The organism is Bartonella saheliensis (assembly GCF_902162175.1).
The window spans coordinates 1-19,786 of sequence record NZ_LR607205.1 but is presented as its reverse complement, the minus strand read 5'-3'; the positions used below and the strand labels follow the sequence as shown (position 1 = coordinate 19,786).

The window sequence follows — 19,786 nt, the reverse complement described above, 5'->3', positions numbered from 1 at the left end:
TATGGTACCTTTTTGTTGATTTAAACGCCTATCTCATCACAAAATCGACTATAGTTTTCACCATTTTGCTGTTTTAGGCTGCTTTCTCACTTTGCTCTTTAAAAGCATTTAAAGCCCGTTTGTTTTGCTCTTCACCAGGCTTGCCTATTCTTGTGGATGAAATGCGCTTGCCTCCCAAAGCGAGGTTACGCGTATTTTCAACAGCTATAAAAACTTTCTCAGAAACTCCAAGAAGACTGCTTTCTAAATCACGACAATACTGTGCAAGATCAGCACAAGAGGGCACAAAGGTTGTTGACATGCCTTTGGCTTCTCCACGTATCAGATTTTTAACAGCCTGTAACAAAGCCCAGAGTGAAATGCCCTTAAGAGCTGCGATATAAGCCTTTGCACGTGCTTGTGCATTGGCAACTTTTTGCATTGTCAAACCACCTTCAAGCACATCAAGAGCCTCTGCAATGTCTTCAACAGAGGCTTTCAAAGTAAGTAAGTTTTGAACTGTCTGATACGTTACTAAAGCTTGTTCCTCTAGAGCTGGTGTCAATTTCATGCCACTGATCAAGGTCCATGGATACTCCCTTGTGACGTATTGCGCCATCTGTTGTGCAATGTTTTGAAGTGGCGTTACTAAATCCTGCGTCACGGATAAGGTGACGGATTGCCTCTCCGGTACCACCACAAGTTTTTTGATCTTTTGAAAAATTTCCATTGCTTCCACCACTGTTTCCACCATTGTCATTCATTTCGTATTTTTTTGAATTTCTTACCCAGTTACGCCATGTTGCTTGCCAATCGGTTTTGGTTGCATTTGCTCCAACTTTTGAACGCCAGTAGTCTCTAAACTTTGCCATCTCGACTTTGATACGCTCTGGAGATAAGCCCTCTGTGCGTGCAAAATCGTAATCGGGTTCAAAATCATCAGACAATCGACACCCTCGATGAGCTTTCGTTCGTTTTGCTTTTTTCGAAACGTTTTCTTGCTCGTGAAGGGTTGTTTGGTTTTCCACTACCATTTCGATTTGCTCTGATTGACTTTCAACATCACCATCCTCGATTGGTTCTTCAACCAAATGGTTTGTTTCTAAATTTTCAGAATGAATTTCTTTTTTTGCTAAAACGATAGTTTTATTTTTTTTATTATAACTGTTATTGTTAATGTTTATAGCATTGCTTGTGCATGGGGCAAGGCTATGCACATCGTATGCGCTCTGCATAGAATGTGCATATGCGTTTTCATTGATACGCTTCTCATCATTTTTACTTTTGGTTTTATGCCATCTAGAATGCGCTGCTTTTGAGGCTGCTTCTGATTTTTCTTTGCTCTCATTTAATTCCGATTCAACATCTCGATTCCACAAACGACCATCTGCTAAAATGATCATTTTATTTTTAAGCAACAAAAGATCTAATGCTTTGATAAATGTTTTGACTGGATAACCAACATAAAGCGCTAATGCCTTTACATCATTCACAAGTGGTTCTCCCGTGTAGAGCATTTGAAACCGTAACATCACATAGATGCATTTTTCTACTGGTGATAAACAAGAAACTTCATTCATCCATTGACCCGCATCAAGCCTTGTCCATGATATTTTACTGGACATGCATACCCCCTTCTTTCCTTAAATATAAAATGCTAAAGCATCTGCTTCATGATCATCACAAGGCGCATGTCCTTTTGCACGCATTGCCTTTATCCTCTCTTCTTGCGACGCCTTCCCCTTGCCCCCTCGTCGCTTTCTTCCCCCTCGTCGCTTTCTTCATTGTGCCAACTGAAATAGCTTCATAGGGTCTTTGATAATGTTCACACCATGGCGTTAAGGTTGCTCACAAACCGCCATACCCATGCGCTGCATCGCTACCCACATGCTGGCGTACTTCTTCAAAATACACTGCATCAATTCCACCTGCTATCTGCTTTATATCTGTAAGCCACCCCTTAAAGCGTAAGTAACGCATTCCACCGCCTTCAAAACGGCGTGAGATAAAATCAATGGTCCCACTCTTAATCCTTCCATCCGCACCACCAATGGCCGCCCTGTCTTGGCGCCTAGATCAAGACAGAAAATCCTTTGTGCTTGCGTGCTCGTAATCCCCCTTAAAGCTTGTTGCGTCTTTATGTGTGCATCATAACAAAGTGTATTGTGATTGCCTGTTTTGAAAAAAGATTTGTCAAAAAGTCACTTACCAACGTCAACACACCACACTTCATTAAGCCATCCCTTAAGCCATGCCGAGAAAGTCCTTCAAACTCCTTTTTCCCAAATTTTTTACTGCCATTTGAGGGCAATAAGCTTAGAAGCCTTTACTCTTCGAATGAACGCTCTTGTTTTTGAATGACATCTTTTTATGCGCGTATTCCTTTAGACTTTTTATCTCTTCTTTTGTTTTTTCATTCTTTTTCGAGCGTTGTGCACCTTTTATAAAAGGAACACATCACAGAAACATAAAGACACACAAATATCATGATATTGGCATCATGATATTGGCGGTAAAAAGCACAATCATCGTTGCAACATTGTCCCTCTTTCTTTATTTCCTCTCTTCATATTGACGCTGTTTTTCTGCGCACGATTTTTCATTCAAACTAAAAGCGTTGACAAAAGAAGACGGCGGAGATGTTGCTTTTATGAGCGTCGTAAAATTTTCTTGGTACCAGTCACTAGGACTTACATAATTGTCCGTAATCTTTGCTATTTTCTTTATTATTCTAGGCTTAGGAAACCTCTTTTTATTGATATAACGCGCTATTGATGTCTGAGTTACACCTATAGAAGCAGCAAACTCAGCATAAGTAATATTATTCTTCAATAAATATGATTTGAGCTTAAACATTCGCGAATCATACCATATCGGTATCTTCAATGCAATGTATTTTTTACCGAATTGGTATTTGAAAGATATTTTTTTTTTAATAGGATACGAATCATGAATAATTTGAAATTTTTTAGAGAAAAGATGGGGTTGAGCTCCAAGAGACTTGCCGAATTAGCAGGCACGAGTCAGCCACAGATTTTTCGCTTAGAAAATGGACATCGAAAATTAACGAAAGAATGGGCTATCCGTTTAGCACCTCATTTATCTGTTACGCCGAAACAATTAATGTTTTCAGACCAAGAAACACATAGCTTAGATGAACAAATAGAAGAGATGTTAGAGCATCTAAGCTATGATAACAAAGTTAAGCTTCTTGATCTTCTTTCTTCATTTTATCAAGATAAAAAAGAATAAATCTTTTTTTTTCATCCTCAGTTAGTTTTTTCCAAAATGCTAATATTTTTGCATTAATCAATAGATGTTTATCCATTGTCTCCCCCTCTCCCAATATAAAAAGTAAAAAAAATAACCATTTTGGTATTGACTCACTATTACCATTGCGGTATAGATATTTCATAAACTACAAACAAACAATCGCCAAGAGGCAAAGGCGTTAAGGGAGGGGAAATTATGAAAAAGCCAATTCTTATAAAGTCCAATGAAATTTTATTAGTTACCTACGATGATGATCAAAACATTGCAGAGTCTGGACCGCTTAATGCAAATCAAATTCTAAGCATTGTTGATGAGGGAGATAATGCTATCCAAATCTTTCGTATAAATCCTTCTGAAAAGAGTTGCGAAGACATTTCTGAAGAGATTGCAGACGCATATGTAGAAGAAAATATCGAACATCTCTATGAGGAGAGCGAGGTTCATTCCTTTATACGCGAAAGTGATGCTTACAATGACCTTTTAGATGATTTAGCAAAAGAAAGATATAATGATGAGGTCTACGGTACTTATGAACAACAGCACCGTTTGCGTCCTTGTGATGTGCTTTAAAAACTACCCAAGCTATAGGCTGCATTTCTAAGAGCCCCCTTTTTTCAAAAATTTACAACACAAACCAATGCCGCCCTTTCTCAAGAGCGACAAAGGTGGAGTCTCACTTAAAGGAAACAAATCATGGAAAAAAATACGAATTTACGGATGAGACAACTAAGTTTGATGATCACACTCTCCACCGCATACGTGCTTTAAGAGACTTTGGAGATCTTAAGACCGGTGATCTTGGCAGCTTTATTGAACAGGAAGGCAATCTCTCTCATGGGGACGATTGTTGGGTTGGGGATTATGCTACGGTTTATGATGATGCACGTGTTTATGGCAATGCACAAGTTTGTGGTGAAGCAGAAGTTTACGGTGACACTCAAGTTTTTGATAATGTACATGTTCATGAGGGTGCGAAAATTTACGATGAAGCACACATTTACGATAAGGCGCGCGTTTATGGAAATGCCAAAGTTTTTGGTGATGCACACATTTACGGTGATGCAGATGTCTCTTGGGATCAATGGATTGGCGGCGATAACAGAATATCAACTTGAGAAAAAGCCAGATGAAAAAATACGAACTGACTGATGAAACGATTGAAATGGGTGAAAAAACACTTCACCGAATGAGAGCATTGAGAGACTTTGGAGACGTTAAAGCAAGTGATCTTGGTGGATTTATAGAACATGAAGGTAACCTCTCTCATGATGGCAATTGCTGGGTAGCTGGTTCGGATCGCCCCTTTGAGAGTGGATATGTTTTTGGCAATGCCAAGGTTTTTGGAGATGCCATGATTTCTGGTGATGCACGCATTTATGGAAATGCCAAGGTTTATGAGGGTCCCTTCGTTTTTGATCGTGCATGGGTTTATGATCATGCAAAAGTTTGTGGTTATGCCGTGGTTTGTGGTCGTGCCAAGGTTTATGGTTTTGCTAGGATTTATGGGAATGCAAGAATTTATAATAACGCCAAAATAAATGGTGGTCATATTTTTGGACACACACAAATTTATGGAAATGTTATTATTGATGCCGATTCAAGAATTTATGGCGATACAAAAATTTACGATAATTCAAAAGCTTGTCAACAGCCTCTGACTGCCCAGAACGGCGGCTCTTCAAAAAAGGACATTCATCCTTTCTAGCAACCAAACCAAACAACTTTTAACACAAGCGTGATTCATGCCACGGGGGAATTGCACTTTAAATGGAGGAAATCAAGATGAATGAAATAACTACCACACAAACGGAATTCGTAGAAAAAAATAACGATTGTGAAATCAAACAAACAGTTATGGATCGCATTTTAACGAGAGCTTTAGAAAATAACGTCGATATGGATCGTCTTGAGCGTCTCATTGCCTTACGAGAAAAGGAAATAGAACGACAAAATTATCAAAACTTCATCTCTGATCTTTCTGCTATGCAAACCGAATATCAAAAAGTACAAAAAAACGCTCTTAATACCCATACCAAGAGTACATATGCAACACTTGATCAGTATATTGACGCAGTAAAAGATACTCTTGCAAAATACCACTTCGCTTTGTTTTTTCGTATTAAAAGTCAAACCGCAACAAATGTTACCATAGAAATAACTCTGTCTCATCCCTCTAGCAATCAAATCTCAACAGAAGGAACATTTCCAATTGATGGACAAGGCAGCAAAAATAACATTCAATCTGTTGGATCCACGATTACTTATGCACGTAGATATCTTTTAGGCATGCTTCTTAATGTAATCAGTGATGAAGATGATACTGATGGCAACACACTTATTGCAGGTGTCACATCTGAACAAATGAATGAAATCAAAGAATTCATGGAACAGACACAAGCAAAGGAAAGCGATATTCTTTCTTTCATAGGCGTAAAAAATCTCACACAGATGTCTTATAAACAAGCCCAAACTGTTTTGTTTGCTTTGAAAAAAAAGCAACGCTCGCAAATGAATAAAGCACAACAAGAGCAACAAAAGGTGATGTGAAATGGAACAAAGAACAGCAGAATGGTTTCAAGCCCGTTTAGGTAAAGTCACCGCTTCAAACGTTTATAACGTACTCAGTAAAACAGCCAAGGGCATGCCTACAAGCAAATATGAAGACTACAAAATAAAGCTTATGACAGAGCGATTAACAGAGGAAATAAGCCAATCTTATACAACACCGGCTATGCAATGGGGCATCGACCATGAAGAAGATGCCTTGAGAGAATATACATTCATTTATGATACAGAGGTTAGCAGGTGTGGATTTGTCCAACATCCTACAATCGAAATGGCTGGTGCTAGTCCTGACGGGTTTGTTGGTGAAGACGGTTTAATAGAGATTAAATGCCCACAATCCCCAAACCATTTACGTTTTTTTATAGATGACACTATCAAGCCTGAATATATCGCACAAATGCAATTCCAAATGGCTTGTACAGGACGTAAATGGTGTCATTTCATGAGCTATAATCCACATTTTGTAGGCAGATCATCTCACTTGCGTATGAAAATCAAACGCGTCGAGCGTGATGAGGAACAAATTCAAAAAATGAATCAAGCGGTTGAGATATTCTTGGAGGAAATAGAGCGAGATCTAAAACAAATCTTGACAAAAGCCGCTTGACATTATGGGGGTGCCTCTCCTCCCAGGCACCCCACCCTCTTCTGTAAGGAAATGAAACGTGTGTACCTTTATACATCCTGCTAAAGATGAAAAATCTCGTTTTTTTACCATTGGATATCAAGGAAAATCTCTTGAGAATTACCTTTATTGTCTCATGGAGAACAATATCAAAGCGTTGTGTGATGTTCGTAAAAATCCCATAAGTAGAAAACATGGATTTTCAAAAAGACAATTAGAGAAAGCTGTAATCAACATTGGTATTGAATATAGACACTTGTCTGAACTTGGAATTGCCTCTGAAAAAAGACGCAGTCTGAAAACACGAGAAGATTATGAACATCTTTTTGAAGATTACCAAAAGACAACTCTTAAGAATAATCTTCATGCAATAGAAAAATTATACCAGCTTTTTTTAGATAAAAGACGTGTTGCAATTACTTGCTTTGAATCTGATGTGTGCATGTGTCATCGAGGACAAATCGCGAAAACTCTTACACAACTAAAAGATTGGAAATATGAAATTAAACATATCTCACAAATACCTTGCAACTTTTTAAACTGAAGGTGTTCTATAACACCTCTCTCTCCAACCTTTCCTAACAACTTTCAATCAATTCGTGATTGACAACAGGGGTGAATTGCACCTAGATTAAGGGGAACCGACATGGCACACCGCCCACCTACCATAACTCAACCAGCCATTGCACGGGCTTTAAGAGAAGCGAAAAAACAAGGAGCAGAGGTTGTAGAAATCAAACCCACTGGAGAGTTACTCATTCATATCAATAAAACTATAACCCCACCAACAATAAGGAGTCATGCTTATAGTATTGAAGATTTTCTACTTCTTGAAAACGAGAAAGAAGAATGTAGTACTCACCCATCTTGCCCCCCTATTGATGACATAAAGTTTTAGTCATGACAAAGCGTCGTCCACCCTATCTTGTTCGTGAACGTACACGCCATGGTAAAGTCATATGGTATGTCCGTATTGGTCATGGACCACGGGTTCGGATTGAAGGGGTTTACGGAACGCAAGAGTTTGTTGATAATTATATACTTGCCCTTAAGCATGCGCAAAATGGCACCTCCAAGAAAACAAAACAAACCAGACTTGTAGAGGGCTCTTTCGATTGGTTATTGCATCAGTATTTACAAAGCATGCAATGGCATAATCAATCGGAGTCAACGAAAAAAGTTAAATATAGAATTCTCAACAATATTTCTCAACATATTGGTGATCGCGCTTATAAAAGCATAGGAAAACACCATATCCTCGATGCCATAGAAAGAAGACGCAAGACTCCCGCAGCAGCAAAACATTTTTTAACTTCTCTAAACGGTCTTTTTAATTGGGCTGTTGATAACGCTCTTTTAAATAGAAACCCCGCTTTTAATATCAAAGCCCCGAAATCTCTTAACACTGAAGGATTGCGCCCATGGTTAGAAGAAGATGTTGAGAAATATTATCAACATTGGTCTGTGGGGACCCATGAACGCGTCTGGATTGATATTCTTTTATATACGGGCTTGCGCCGTGGTGACGCCGTTCGCATTGGTTGGAAAGACGTTAAAGATAATATTATTCATCTCAAAACAGAAAAGAGCCAATTTAAAACGGATGTTTTTCTTCCTATTTTACCAGAACTTGCAGAAACCCTTAAAATTGGTCCTGTAGGTGATGAAACATTCATTTGTGGTAAAAGTGGAAATAAGCTTGTAAAAGAAAGTTTTGGCAACTTGTTTCGTGAAGCGTGTAATCAAGCAGGAATAAAAAAATCAGCCCATGGATTGAGAAAATTAGCAGCAACACGTGCTGCTCATGCTGGTGCTACAGTTTCACAAATGAAAGCACTTTTTGGCTGGACAGAAGATAAAATGGCATCCCTTTATACAAAAACAGCCGATAGAAAACGTCTAGCAATAGAAGCAATTAAAAAACTTCAAAAAAGTTAGAGCAATGGGTAGCAGCTAAAAACAAAGAAAAGCACCAGAAAAATTATGAACAAAATCAAATGTGTGTTTGATTATCCTTAGAAACTAGAGGAGAAATATTTGGTTGTGCCTGTTGCATTGTTTGCCATAAATTATAGTTTGTTTGCATATCTAACCAAAATTTTGCTTTACTAAAACCAGCCAACTCTAATTTAATCGCAAGCTCGGTACTCATAGAAGCGTGTCCGTTAATCACTCTTGAGAGAGAAGCTCTTGTCATATGGAGGTGATCAGCTAATTTTTGTATTGATAGGCCCATTTCTTCCAAAAAAGCTACTTTTAGAACCTCACCCGGATGTGCAGGATTATGCATCATTTTTTATTCCTTTCATCAATGGTAGTCTTGATAATCAACAAGCTCCACATCTGTTCCTATAAAGCGAAAAGTAACACGCCAATTTCCATTCACTCCTATAGAATAATATCCTGTAAGTTCACCTTTAAGAGGATGCATTTTAAAGGCAGGTGCTTTCAACATTTCAGGCGTCGTAGCACTTGTTAAAGCTGTCAAGATAACGCGTAATTTTTTTACGTGATCTGCTTGAATAGCTTTTGTGGATCCTGTTGTATAAAATAATTTTAAGCCCTTATGTTTGAAACTCACAATCGCCATTACCACCCCTTATCGTATACTGATACTATACGATTCATAAAAATAAGAGTCAAGTTCTATATGACCAAATTTAGTTTCGTATTTGGATAAAATGATTGAAAATAATCTATAAAAGGTTCGGGATAGACAGAAAAACAAACTCATAAAATCAATAACCATAAAATTCCCTTACCTTTATATAACCTATTGATTTTATATAAACATAGCAATCCCACCCCCTCCGCCACAGCACTTTTATCGTTGTAGCTTGCCAGCAGGTTTTGTATATTTTGACACCAAGTTTTGTACCAATTTATTTTCTTTCAAATGATTTTTAAGGGGTTCTCAAAGGGTCTTCAAAGGCCTTTCAAAGGGTGTTTTTAGATTCGTCATTTTTTGTGAGAATCTATGGGGTTTTGCTTCTCAATCATCAGATCACTATTTTGCGCTCAAGCGGATATTTCTGGAAAGTTGTCGTTATCCGTTAGGTCACTAAAGCATGTAAAGTCAGATTGGAAAGCCAGAGGGACAATTCCTGTTGGTCCATGACGTTGCTTGGCTATGATAACCTCAGCTTTGCCCTTAACTTGCTCCATTGCTTCTTTCCATTTGTGATATTCAGCACTGCCTTCTTTGGGTTCTTCATTTTTGAGATAATATTCTTCACGATAAACAAACAACACAATATCGGCATCTTGCTCGATTGAACCTGATTCACGTAAATCGGAGAGTTGGGGACGTTTATCTGTTCTATTTTCAACTTGTCGTGATAATTGCGAAAGCGCAATGATGGGAATATTGAGTTCCTTTGCAAGCGCTTTAAGCCCCATAGTAATGGCTGTAATCTCTTGAACGCGGTTTTCAGAAGAACGCTTTGAACCGCTTGTCATCAGTTGGATATAATCAATGATCAAAACATCTAGACCATATTGTCGTTTAAGACGCCTTGCACGGGCCGCCAATTGTGCAAGAGATACAGCTCCCGTTTGATCGATATAAAGAGGAATGGTTTGAAGGGAACGCGTCATATGAACAATGTTTATAAACTGATCATCAGAAAGATTACCACGTCGAATATCAGAAGAAGAAACCTTTGTTTGTTCTGAGATAATACGGGTTGCAAGTTGTTCTGTTGACATTTCAAGGGAGAAGAAACCGACAATTCCCCCTTCACTGGCTTGGTTATCATGACGCTTGCAAGCATTGGCAATATTAAAGGCAATATTGGTTGCAAGGGACGTTTTACCCATCCCAAGACGCCCTGCTAGAATAATCAAATCAGATGGTTGCAACCCTCCCATTTTTTCATCAAGAGTTTTAATATGGGTTGCCATGCCAGAAAGCTGTGAGGAACGCTTTTTTGCAGCACTTGCAATGTTAATGGCTTTTGTAATGGCTCTATCAAAGTTTTCAAAACCAGCTCCATACTTGCCTTTCTCTGCCAATGCAAACAACTGATTTTCAATCGCTTCAATTTGTTTAGAGGGGGTAAGTTCTAGAGGAGAATCAAAAGAACTATTCACAATTTGAGTGCCAAGGTTAATTAAAGAACGCCGAATAAACAGATCATAAATAACCTGTCCATAATCTTGAGTATTGATGATTGTGACAGCTTCTTTGGCTAAACGAACAACATAATTAAAAACTGTGATATCTCCAATTTTCTCATCATTTGCAATAAAGGGCTTCATGGTAATCGGATCTGCAACTTTTCCCTTTTGAACAATTTGTAAGATGATATTAAAAAGCCTTTGATGCAATACTTCAAAAAAATGTTCTGGTTTGAGAAAATCAGAAACGCTCTCAAGAGCATCATTATTGATCATGATTGCCCCGAGCAACGCTTGTTCTGCTTCAATATTATGGGGAAGTTGCCGAAAAGAAGGGGCAAAATTATCTCTTGGATTTTCTGTTTCTAACACGTTTAATTTCCTCATGCCTCTTTTCCTTGATTTGGCGCTTCTAGGGTTATTTCTGTGGTATAGCCGCTTTGCTTTTCATAGCGGTGAGTCACGGTTGCGGCTTTCCATGGTCCATTGATTTGCATACGAAATCCTTGGAGGAGAAGGGGGTGATTCGCCATGATTTCGGGGCGTCCCGCAAGGGTCAAAGAACCACTGCCCACAGCACGACACAGCCTGTCTGATTCTGATGCAGCAGCAGCTTGTGCTTCCGCCTCACATAGATAACAACTGCGCAAACGGCGACTGGGCCATTAAAACCTGTTTGATGCTTGACAGACAATTGTTGCCCTTTTGAACGATCAAAATAAGAAGCTTCAATAGTGCCATATTGGGTGCGAGGCTCTAGTGTGAATTCCATTGCGCACAATCATGTTGATGAATTGTCTGTAGGCGAAGATGATCGCCACTTAAAAATAAAAACTTATTATCTTTGATCAAAAAACATGCCTGCATTCGATCAGCAAAGCGAGTTAAAAAAATCAATCGCCGACTGCTCTGTCCGAATCACATAAGGCAAGGCTTGTTTGGTAAACTGTGGACTTACCTTTGCTTGATAACCATGGCGTTTGGCAAGGGTCTCGACAATCTCACCTACGGTATTATGGTCAAAATGTTCGCTCACCTGTTCTTTGAGTTCCCCACGCATAGAGGCGCTTTTGCCACAAAGGCGCAAAATCTCTCCATCACTGCCTCCACAACTTACAACCGATTCGCCCCCCCATAAAGGTACGGATGCTGTCCTGATAACCAAAGGTGACGTGGAGTGCACTGTTACTGGAGGGAATCTCTAAATCATTGCCACTATCGTCAAATTCCGCCTCAAATGTATCAGTTTCATTACCTGCATGATCGGTGATGGTTACCGTTAAGAGACGCTGGTAAAAAAAACTCATGAACAAGTTTCTCCCCCATCATCACCTCAATAAAGGGATGTGTGCGCATTCATCCCATAGCCGCTTTACCACACTGTTCTTTTCTTTGTTGACAAATTCAGACAGAATAACCTTTAGTCCCCTTGGCAACAGAGCACCATATCTCGCAATTTCTAGATTGGCTATCAGTATGGCTTCTAAATAACCTCTGATCGCTCCAACTTGAGATCTGTCTCCTAACACAGCCATGGCATGTTGAAAACAGATCAGATCCAGACTCATATCCTCTAAATCCACCACGAGATGCTTTTCTGATATTCTCATAGAGTTTGTCTTCCTTCATCATATTCCACTTGGTACTGACCTCGTGGTTTTCCGCTATTTAAAGGGCAACAGACTGATCGCATAGCGAATACGCTGAGATTGACCAGAACGACTGATATAGTCGTGGTCTTTCGTGATACTGGTGATCACCACGGGACCATGGAGAAGGATACTATAGGTCGTATGATTGATCCAACGAAGCATCTGGACCGGCTTTGCTCTTTTGATAGTTCTGGTAATGGCATCAATAGCAACCCGATCCCCAAACTCTTCTGGAAACAACACACCATGGATGGTTTTGGGGGCATTGCCATAACCAGTAAATTGCAAACTAGGGGATCTGTCAAAACGCTCCATCGAAACCCATGAGGCAGAGAATTCCTCTTCCAAAGATTGGAAATTCAGCCAGTCCACATAAAATTGATGCGGTCTTAACATCATCAAAGGATCTTGATGCTTCCTCCCCCCATTCTGTGCTCGCATTATTCTGTCCCACCATGCAGGGCGTTTGCCCGTGTCAGTTGCAGAGCATGGACAACCGCATGACCTGTGACAATATGATCACCTGCACCATTGACATGCACTGTGACATTTTGATTGTGCGTGATGTTGGAGCGGTCTTTCTCTGTTTGCTATGTGAAAGGAGCATCTGCACGACCAGTACCTGCAAATTGCACAATCGGTTGAATGGCTGTTTTGTCCCCAAACCAACTTGGCAAATGAAAGAGATCTGATAAATCAATCGACCCAATCCAGCCCTTTATGCGACTGGGCAAAGATTTTAAAAAATCCATCAATTTTGTGATGGTCCCCGTAAAGCTATCGACAATCCAATTCGCCAAATCTTCTCCTGCTTACTCCATACCCGCTTTGGCGCTCTCTGAGAGCTTTTCCCTAGTAAAAAAGCTCCCCAACCACTCCCAAAAGTTGGAGAGACTTTGTTTAAAACCCTCCCACACATTGCCAAACCACTTAGAAACAGAAGAAAGTCCTTGTTTAAACTTTTGCCAGTGGGCAGAAAAATCAAAGGCAGCGGCAATGATGTTTTTCCAACGTGTGATGGTTGCCGTGTCAGCACCCAAAAAACGCATGACGGCTTCAAAGGCACGACCAAAAGCACACATCACCCCCCGTGTAAAACCTTTGACAAAGGAAGAAAAGCGATCCCAATATTTCCACAAAACAAGTCGCAATGATGACAGCTACAACAGCAGCAATCAGAGCACAGATTGGGGTCAATACAGCCCCAACAACAGAGGCAATACCTGTCCCAACCACTTCGATCACGGTTCCTATCAAACCAAAGCTGCTCGCAAATACCGCCCCTGAGACGGCAATCCCCCGCAAAGCGCCCATCAATAAAGTCATGAGGCGCAAAAGTCGGAGTGAACTTGCTCCAAGACCTGCGGTAAGCAAGCCCAGTGAGCGGCCTGAAACCAAGAGCCCACGCCAACTTGCTCTCAGCGTGCGGCTAACAGCCCCAAGTTTGATAAAAGAAGCCATAAGTTGAAGAATCCTTAAGCGTGTGTCAGCGAAGGCAAAGCGCAGCACATGCAAAGCAATATTAAAAATCATCAGGGCGGCAATGGTTTTGATAATGGCGCTCGTTAAAGCTAGACGAACATTAGCCCATGCCATAAGAACATTGATAAAACCACCAACACTTGGCATTAAACTCTCGACAGGAGGCAGAAGCACTTCACCAATGGTAATCCCCAAAGCCACAACGCGGTTTTGCAAAAGTTCAAATTGCCGCATAGCACCCCTTGCTTGTTTGTCTGCCTCTTGCTCTACAGAGCCTTTAAAAACTTGTAGATCTTTCACATAATCTAAAGCTTTCCCTAATAGTTCAGGGTTGCCAACCAATTTAGCAAAATCGCCGGTAAAATCGCGCCAGAAATAGCAATCAGAGAGCGCATCCCCTGTTCGGATTTGCCCAACACATCAAAAAAGCGCACCAAAGTACCGGTAGCATCTTTTTCAAAATCTTCCATGAATTTTTCACGGGAGAGCCCAATATTAGTAAAAGCATCTTCAATATGTTTACCCCCTGCCTGTATGCGCGCACTCATGGCATTAAAACCACGTGCTGCACTCTCTGGAACAATCCCAGCAGAAATCATCGCTGTACCAAATGCTGCGGTTTCGCGGGCTGTCAGTTTAAACATGGTTGCCGCTCCGGTCGCCCGATTGGTAAAATCAGAGACTTCACTCGCCTTTGCCGCCATGTGGTTAGAGAGATGGTTGATGGCATCGCCTAGATCTTCAATGCCTGCTTTATTAAGCTTAAAGACATTGCGCAATTTGGCAAAGCGCTCACCAATCTGATCCCCCGTCATATCAAAGGCGACCGCTGCCTTGGCGGCATAAATACTAAAAGCCTCGAGATCTTGTTCACCAATCCCTGCTTGGCTGGCACTGATCATCAGTTCTAACACTTCACGAGCGGCGAGAGGAATTTTGGTGGAGGTTTCAAGGGCAAAACGACGCAATTCTTTTAAACGATCAAGGGGGGCATCCAGAACCTTTTCCAAACCTTTCATCGATTGATCAAATTGCATGGCTTTATAGAGCGGTGCAATTAAAGTTGCGGTTTGGGCAACAGCCCCCACCATGCGCCCACGCGCATGATTATAAGCACTTTCTGCATTTGCTGTGGATTCCTTCAAGTGCTCAGGGTCAAACCACCCTTTAAAATGCTTGCGTGTTTGGTTTTGGAAATGCGCAATATCGAGGCTAAAGGCTCTTAAGTCTCGCTTGGCAGAGGCAATCCCTTCTTGCAGATGATTCACAAAACGGACAACAAGGGAAACATCCATGATCGCATCTTATCCTAACATTTGGCTTTCATATTCTTGTTGTTTCAAGCGCACTAATTCTTCGCGATAGGAAATCACTTCCAGCCAATCCATCTGATTGATCTCTAAAGCCGACCAGTGGTAATAAAGAGCTAGTTCTGCTCCAAATTGTCCCGCATAGGGGATTGGCGTTGCGTAAAAAAGTAAAAAAAGCCTTAAACACTGCCACAAGATCAACAACATCAAGACGATCAATCAGTTCAACAGATTCATGAGACATTTCTGCCAAAAGCGCTGTAATGCCTTCTGTCGCCTCATGGGTAAACAACACTTGTGAAAGCTTAAGAATGAGAACATCATTGCTAGGTATTTTTTGCTCTGCAAATTCAGGTACAAGCAGCTCTGTCAACTGTGGTCCAATCAGCACAGACAATTGCTTGGCATGTTTGAAAGTAGGGCGATAAAAGGTCAATTTATGCCGATGAGCTTTTCTGCCCTCACTGTCCTTATACAGAATGGGAACCTGCAATTCCACCTCAATACTGGTTTGTAAACTTGTCATGATCAATTCCTATAAATTGAGAATAGAGCGGCGACGCCCACCAATATCTTGTCCATTGCGCACCAGCCAACCGCCCCGTTTAAAGGAAAAGCGGTGCAAAACAGAACCATCCCAAAATTCTGTGTAATCCCAAACATTCTTGATCTCGCAATCATAGCCTGTGGCTTTTCCAGCTGTTAAGCCTTCGCTATCGACTTTGACCAAGCGTCCTGTAACATCAATGGAATGTTCATGCTCGCGCCCATCTTCTTCAGATACCACATGTTTTTTGCCGGTAAATTTATGACGAAGACCAGGAGGACCACCAAAGATACCAATGATTTCTGGAGTGTGGCTGCGGATTTTCATTCGCAAGCTCAAAGCTTTCACACCAAGACCACTCACATCAATTTGCATGTCAGAGCCCCCTGGTTGATAGGTTTCGGTGATTTCTTCCAACGTGGGAAGTTTGAGCGTTTCAAGATCAAGATGAAGATTGACATCATCATCAACAATCAGGGTAAAACCACGAGCAATTCTTAACGTCATACATCACTCCTTGCTGCCTTGCGATAGGTGTCAAGCGTATCGCCAAAAGTATGGGTCATTTTATTTTGGATATCTTCAGAGAGCCAATTAAAGTAAGCGCCATTGCGCCGGCTGCCGAAGCTTAAATCTTCTAGAGGAGGGACTTCTTCTGCATCAAATTCCACCCGCAATTTTCCCAATTGCAAATTGCTGTTTGAATTCAAATCGCGGTCAAACCAGACACGTCCTCCTAAAAGCGCACCGCGCGCAATCATATCATCAAGAAACTGTGTAAGGCTGCGGGTAATGGCAATGACATGTTGACCGGTCAGATTCTCGTCATTCGCCCAAGGGCGTAAATTGTTAATGATGGTTTTTTCCAAGGCTGCGCGGGTGCGTACCACATTGACAAAGCGCCAGAGTGGATCACTGGAGGTGGTGTGATTGCCCCATAAAATGCGTCCATTTGCAGCCATTTGCCCATGCGCATTTTGGCTAAGGCGGGCGGGAATAAAGGTGGCAATATCGGCTTTATTGAGACGATTAGCCTCATGATCAATTTCCCCATCAAAATAGCTAATGGGGCGCGCTGTGCCTAAAATACCTTTAACATCTTGGTTGGAGGGAGACCAAAAAACACCTCCCTTTTGTTTGTCCCGTTTGATAAACATGGCTGCCACAAAGGGGCTTGCGGGTTTTATACTAAAGCCCCCCTCACTATCTGCTACCCGCACAAAGGGATCAATCAGATAACAAAAGCGTGAGGAAAAATCCGCCCGAAAGGCAAGGCTTTCTTCCGTATTTTTGCCCCCCGTATCAAAAACCGCAATGGCTTGTAGCTTTTCGGCAACCTGTTCTAAAGCATCTGCTAGTGGATTTTTAGCATTATCAAGGCGCCCTGCACTATAAGCTGGCGCTAAGAGAATGCCAGGTTCCACACCCAAATACCCTCTAACATGCGATAAGGCATGCAGCGGTATTGGATCCCACCATTTCCACTTGTGTCTCAGCAATAGTAGATTTTTCCTCCACCCGCACAAGGATCACTTGTGCCTCAATCCCTTGCGCGCGCAACATTGATAACATCAAAGGTTGTACCTTTTTACCCAAGCTTTTGGATTTTCTCTGTTTCATAGATAAAGAGAAGAACAGGACCGTTGAAGAAACAAGTCTGTGCATCCGCATCAGAGGCTGTAACAATCGCTCTAATAGCAGTTTGATTAAATGTTGCTTAAGAACGTAGTTTTATACGTCGTTTAACTATTTGACCCTAAGTTATTGTCAAATACACAGAGTTACTCTTTATTTTGAGTTTTCCTTCATTCTGTAATGGAAACTCCACCGATCTCCCCCAATCATCTGTCTCCACTTCATCAATCACTACAACAGTCGTACTTGGATTTTTATTCAGAACATCAACTAATAATTGAGTTGTTCCTTCAATTAATTGCCATTTCTGCTCAGGGGTAACTTCTCATTAGAAATTTTAATGTTTATGTAAGACATGATATCTCCATAATTCATAAATTTTGAACAAAGCAGCTCAAATACATGAACGCAAAAAGATTAAACATTAACTCACACAATGCATATTTTTTAAGATCACATATTGATATGAGAAAAAATGTTGTTTCCGCAGTGATATCTTTCCTATACAATAATGAAATGCAAAACTCGGTGGTCTCTTATGATTAATAATATTTACTGCGTTGGACTCAATTATATTGAACATGTCCACGAGCTGGGCAATGTTGTTGAAGATAAACCTGTTATATTTAGCAAACCGAACAGTTCACTCGTGTTAGGAAATCAAATTTTTCTCCCTGATTTTTCTAAAGAAATACATTTTGAAACTGAAATTGTGCTGAGAATCTCGAGAAATACTTTTATGGTCAATGAGAGAGAAGCTGCAGAATGTTACGATGCAGTGACGGTGGGGCTTGATTTAACCGCTAGAGACTTACAAACAAAATTAAAAGAAAAAAAGCTTCCTTGGCTTTTGTCTAAAGGATTTAAAGGAGCCGCATACGTTTCTGATTTCATAAGCACAGAAAAAATAAAAAATCCAATAACTTTTGAAATGAAGCTAAATGGTAAGACTAGGCAATTGGGCAATACAAAAAATATGATCTTTAGTTTTGAGAAAATAATATCATTCTTAAGTCATTACATCCAACTAAAGAGTGGCGATATAATATACACAGGCACTCCACAAGGTGTAGGAAAACTTTCTTCACTTGATAGAATAGAATTATATCTCGAAGATAAATTAGTTTCAGAAATAAAGGTTAAATGAGTCATCAAATAGTTACCTTTTTCATAGTCTCATTATTTTTAGTCATCTCCCCTGGTCCTAATATGGCTCTTATCATCGATAACGCAACGAAATTGGGAAAAAGAATGCACTCTCTAGCGTTGCGGGATTATGCACAGCAACATATGCGCATGGGACATTTTCTATACTAGGTATGTCAGCAATTATTCTCAACAATAAAACGCTCTTTTTTTAGTAAAACTTATGGGCGGCTGCTATTTATTATATATGGGTGTTAAATCCCTTAAATCCGGAATAAACAACTTAAATTCAAGAGAAATAATATCACAAAATAAAAGTAATACTAAGGGTGAAGTAAAGATTTTAACTAGCTATATAAATGGTTTTATGACGCAAATACTAAACCCAAAGGTATCGATATTCTATATCGCAGCTTTTCCAAAATTCCTATCTTCTGGTGGTAGCGTTAAAATAGGATTTGAACTTGTAACCGTAGATTCCTTTAATATATTCGCATAGTTTACTTTGATGACCATTTTTATATCATTTGCTAGTATTATTTTAAAAAATAAACGCGTTAAAGGATATATTAATATAGCGACAGGAACCATTTTATCTTTGTTTTCTTTATTCATTTTCTTTGGATAGTTTCATGTTTTGATAACAAATTACACGACTTTCAGAAAAAGCTTTTTATAGTCTTGTCTGTTGATCGCTATTCATATCGATATTTTAACTTTCACCCCCAATTATACTACTATTAATAATTTTTCTTCAGTTTTGTGTAGAGTAAAACAATAAACTAATCTAGCATGATCCTCAAATTTTTAAATGAAACCTCCTTGCAACGATTTTAGCTATCCTCTTTACATCTCTACCATTAAAAATCGCTATAAATTGTAGATAATGGATGTTAGAATATGCTCATTATAACATACTTTCTAACACGATTATATGCAAACTATCCCTGATGGATAGGCGTGATAAACCCAGTCGTTGATTTTGTTGATGCGGGACAATTATTTATCTCTTAAACCTAGTTAAAATGATTTCTTTGTCGTTTTCAATATACAGGTCAAGAAAATCTCGCCAGATTATAATTTGAATTTTACAGATAGGCTTGCATACTTTCATATCAGCATTTCATTTTTATACAACTTTATACAACGGCTCTTCTACGATAAAAAAAGAGTGAAATAGGTATGAGAATTTTTCTTTTTATTGCTCATACACGAGCAGATTTTTCTTTATTTTTAACACTAAGAATTAAATTTAATATATTGTTTCTAACAAAATATCTCATGTTTTTTTAATATAGCTCTTATTCGCATTTTAAAAATGTTAATAAAAATTTTTACTTCTCATTCTCAATATCCTCTAAGTCTCTCCAAGATTATCTCTCCAAATGTTATCTTTTAAAAATAATCTATTGCAATAAATAATAGTTAAAATGAATATTACATAATATAAATT

At 39.7% G+C, this 19,786-nt stretch carries 21 protein-coding genes and 6 pseudogenes; 11 read left to right on the top strand and 16 right to left on the bottom strand.

Annotated elements, in window-relative coordinates; translation table 11 throughout:
• Positions 1-73: 73 nt before the first annotated feature.
• The 4 genes and pseudogenes from FS875_RS10510 to FS875_RS05050 form a co-directional block, all read right to left on the bottom strand.
• A complete protein-coding gene (locus tag FS875_RS10510) occupies positions 74-481 on the bottom strand; it encodes a hypothetical protein (RefSeq protein WP_246067859.1) in 408 nt (135 codons plus the stop codon).
• Positions 465-1,604, bottom strand: a complete 1,140-nt coding sequence (locus FS875_RS05060; protein ID WP_144753890.1) for a DUF1376 domain-containing protein — start codon at positions 1,602-1,604, stop codon at positions 465-467. The genes FS875_RS10510 and FS875_RS05060 overlap by 17 nt, the downstream gene beginning before the upstream one ends.
• Positions 1,605-1,622: 18 nt before the next feature.
• Positions 1,623-2,069 (bottom strand): annotated as a pseudogene (locus tag FS875_RS05055) (hypothetical protein).
• Positions 2,070-2,532: 463 nt separating this feature from the next.
• Positions 2,533-2,835, bottom strand: a complete 303-nt coding sequence (locus FS875_RS05050) for a helix-turn-helix domain-containing protein (protein ID WP_144753887.1) — start codon at positions 2,833-2,835, stop codon at positions 2,533-2,535.
• A gap of 93 nt (positions 2,836-2,928) precedes the next feature.
• On the opposite strand from FS875_RS05050, the gene FS875_RS05045 reads away from it, so the two are divergent.
• From FS875_RS05045 to FS875_RS05005, 9 genes are all read left to right on the top strand, one after another.
• Positions 2,929-3,231, top strand: coding sequence for a helix-turn-helix domain-containing protein (locus tag FS875_RS05045; protein ID WP_144753884.1), 303 nt, complete (start codon positions 2,929-2,931; stop codon positions 3,229-3,231).
• Positions 3,232-3,447: 216 nt separating this feature from the next.
• Positions 3,448-3,822, top strand: coding sequence for a hypothetical protein (locus tag FS875_RS05040; RefSeq protein WP_144753881.1), 375 nt, complete (start codon positions 3,448-3,450; stop codon positions 3,820-3,822).
• A 95-nt stretch (positions 3,823-3,917) separates the two neighbouring features.
• Positions 3,918-4,367: an LbetaH domain-containing protein gene (locus FS875_RS05035; protein ID WP_144753878.1), complete on the top strand. Its 450-nt coding sequence runs from the start codon at positions 3,918-3,920 to the stop codon at positions 4,365-4,367.
• An 11-nt stretch (positions 4,368-4,378) separates the two neighbouring features.
• Positions 4,379-4,957 carry an LbetaH domain-containing protein gene (locus FS875_RS05030; protein WP_144753874.1) on the top strand — a complete coding sequence of 193 codons (579 nt, stop codon included), beginning with the start codon at positions 4,379-4,381 and terminating at the stop codon, positions 4,955-4,957.
• Positions 4,958-5,034: 77 nt separating this feature from the next.
• Positions 5,035-5,799 carry an ERF family protein gene (locus FS875_RS05025; RefSeq protein WP_144753871.1) on the top strand — a complete coding sequence of 255 codons (765 nt, stop codon included), beginning with the start codon at positions 5,035-5,037 and terminating at the stop codon, positions 5,797-5,799.
• Position 5,800: 1 nt separating this feature from the next.
• Positions 5,801-6,424 carry a lambda exonuclease family protein gene (locus FS875_RS05020; RefSeq protein WP_144753868.1) on the top strand — a complete coding sequence of 208 codons (624 nt, stop codon included), beginning with the start codon at positions 5,801-5,803 and terminating at the stop codon, positions 6,422-6,424.
• 58 nt (positions 6,425-6,482) lie between these two features.
• Positions 6,483-6,986: a DUF488 domain-containing protein gene (locus FS875_RS05015; protein WP_246067858.1), complete on the top strand. Its 504-nt coding sequence runs from the start codon at positions 6,483-6,485 to the stop codon at positions 6,984-6,986.
• Between the two features lie 102 nt (positions 6,987-7,088).
• Entirely contained in the window at positions 7,089-7,340 is a 252-nt protein-coding gene (locus tag FS875_RS05010; RefSeq protein WP_144753865.1) for a hypothetical protein, read from the top strand.
• Between the two features lie 2 nt (positions 7,341-7,342).
• Positions 7,343-8,380 (top strand): tyrosine-type recombinase/integrase, encoded by a 1,038-nt coding sequence (locus tag FS875_RS05005; protein WP_144753862.1) that lies wholly within the window; start codon positions 7,343-7,345, stop codon positions 8,378-8,380.
• Between the two features lie 55 nt (positions 8,381-8,435).
• Here FS875_RS05005 and FS875_RS05000 read toward each other — a convergent pair whose 3' ends face one another.
• The 11 genes and pseudogenes from FS875_RS05000 to FS875_RS10985 all read right to left on the bottom strand — a co-directional run bounded on the left by FS875_RS05000 (position 8,436) and on the right by FS875_RS10985 (position 17,449).
• Positions 8,436-8,735: a HigA family addiction module antitoxin gene (locus tag FS875_RS05000; protein WP_144753858.1), complete on the bottom strand. Its 300-nt coding sequence runs from the start codon at positions 8,733-8,735 to the stop codon at positions 8,436-8,438.
• A gap of 15 nt (positions 8,736-8,750) precedes the next feature.
• Positions 8,751-9,032, bottom strand: a complete 282-nt coding sequence (locus FS875_RS04995) for a type II toxin-antitoxin system RelE/ParE family toxin (RefSeq protein WP_144753855.1) — start codon at positions 9,030-9,032, stop codon at positions 8,751-8,753.
• Positions 9,033-9,460: 428 nt separating this feature from the next.
• The gene (locus tag FS875_RS04990) at positions 9,461-10,948 is read right to left on the bottom strand and encodes a replicative DNA helicase (RefSeq protein ID WP_144753852.1); all 1,488 of its coding nucleotides are present in this window, start codon (positions 10,946-10,948) and stop codon (positions 9,461-9,463) included.
• Positions 10,945-11,917, bottom strand: a pseudogene (locus FS875_RS10870) (phage late control D family protein). The gene FS875_RS04990 and the pseudogene FS875_RS10870 overlap by 4 nt, the downstream one beginning before the upstream one ends.
• A complete protein-coding gene (locus FS875_RS04980) occupies positions 11,890-12,171 on the bottom strand; it encodes a tail protein X (RefSeq protein WP_144753850.1) in 282 nt (93 codons plus the stop codon). The pseudogene FS875_RS10870 and the gene FS875_RS04980 overlap by 28 nt, the downstream one beginning before the upstream one ends.
• Positions 12,168-12,654: pseudogene (locus tag FS875_RS04975) on the bottom strand (phage tail protein). Before FS875_RS04975 ends, FS875_RS04980 begins: the two are co-directional and overlap by 4 nt.
• Positions 12,654-14,990: pseudogene (locus tag FS875_RS10865) on the bottom strand (phage tail tape measure protein). Before FS875_RS10865 ends, FS875_RS04975 begins: the two co-directional pseudogenes overlap by 1 nt.
• A 131-nt stretch (positions 14,991-15,121) precedes the next feature.
• A pseudogene (locus FS875_RS04965) lies at positions 15,122-15,531 on the bottom strand (hypothetical protein).
• Positions 15,532-15,540: 9 nt separating this feature from the next.
• A complete protein-coding gene (locus FS875_RS04960; protein WP_144753847.1) occupies positions 15,541-16,059 on the bottom strand; it encodes a phage major tail tube protein in 519 nt (172 codons plus the stop codon).
• Positions 16,056-17,248 (bottom strand): annotated as a pseudogene (locus FS875_RS04955) (phage tail sheath family protein). The gene FS875_RS04960 and the pseudogene FS875_RS04955 overlap by 4 nt, the downstream one beginning before the upstream one ends.
• A gap of 60 nt (positions 17,249-17,308) precedes the next feature.
• Positions 17,309-17,449, bottom strand: coding sequence for a tautomerase family protein (locus tag FS875_RS10985; RefSeq protein WP_425456901.1), 141 nt, complete (start codon positions 17,447-17,449; stop codon positions 17,309-17,311).
• 276 nt (positions 17,450-17,725) lie between these two features.
• Between FS875_RS10985 and FS875_RS04945 the strand changes: the two genes are divergently transcribed.
• Together FS875_RS04945 and FS875_RS10480 are read left to right on the top strand one after the other, a co-directional pair.
• The gene (locus FS875_RS04945) at positions 17,726-18,334 is read left to right on the top strand and encodes a fumarylacetoacetate hydrolase family protein (RefSeq protein ID WP_144753845.1); all 609 of its coding nucleotides are present in this window, start codon (positions 17,726-17,728) and stop codon (positions 18,332-18,334) included.
• A 222-nt stretch (positions 18,335-18,556) separates the two neighbouring features.
• Entirely contained in the window at positions 18,557-18,832 is a 276-nt protein-coding gene (locus FS875_RS10480; protein WP_342778860.1) for a LysE family translocator, read from the top strand.
• Here the strand turns inward: FS875_RS10480 and FS875_RS10475 are convergent.
• A complete protein-coding gene (locus tag FS875_RS10475) occupies positions 18,736-18,948 on the bottom strand; it encodes a hypothetical protein (RefSeq protein WP_246067864.1) in 213 nt (70 codons plus the stop codon). The two genes, FS875_RS10480 and FS875_RS10475, sit on opposite strands and share 97 nt — an antisense overlap.
• Positions 18,949-19,786 lie beyond the last annotated feature (838 nt).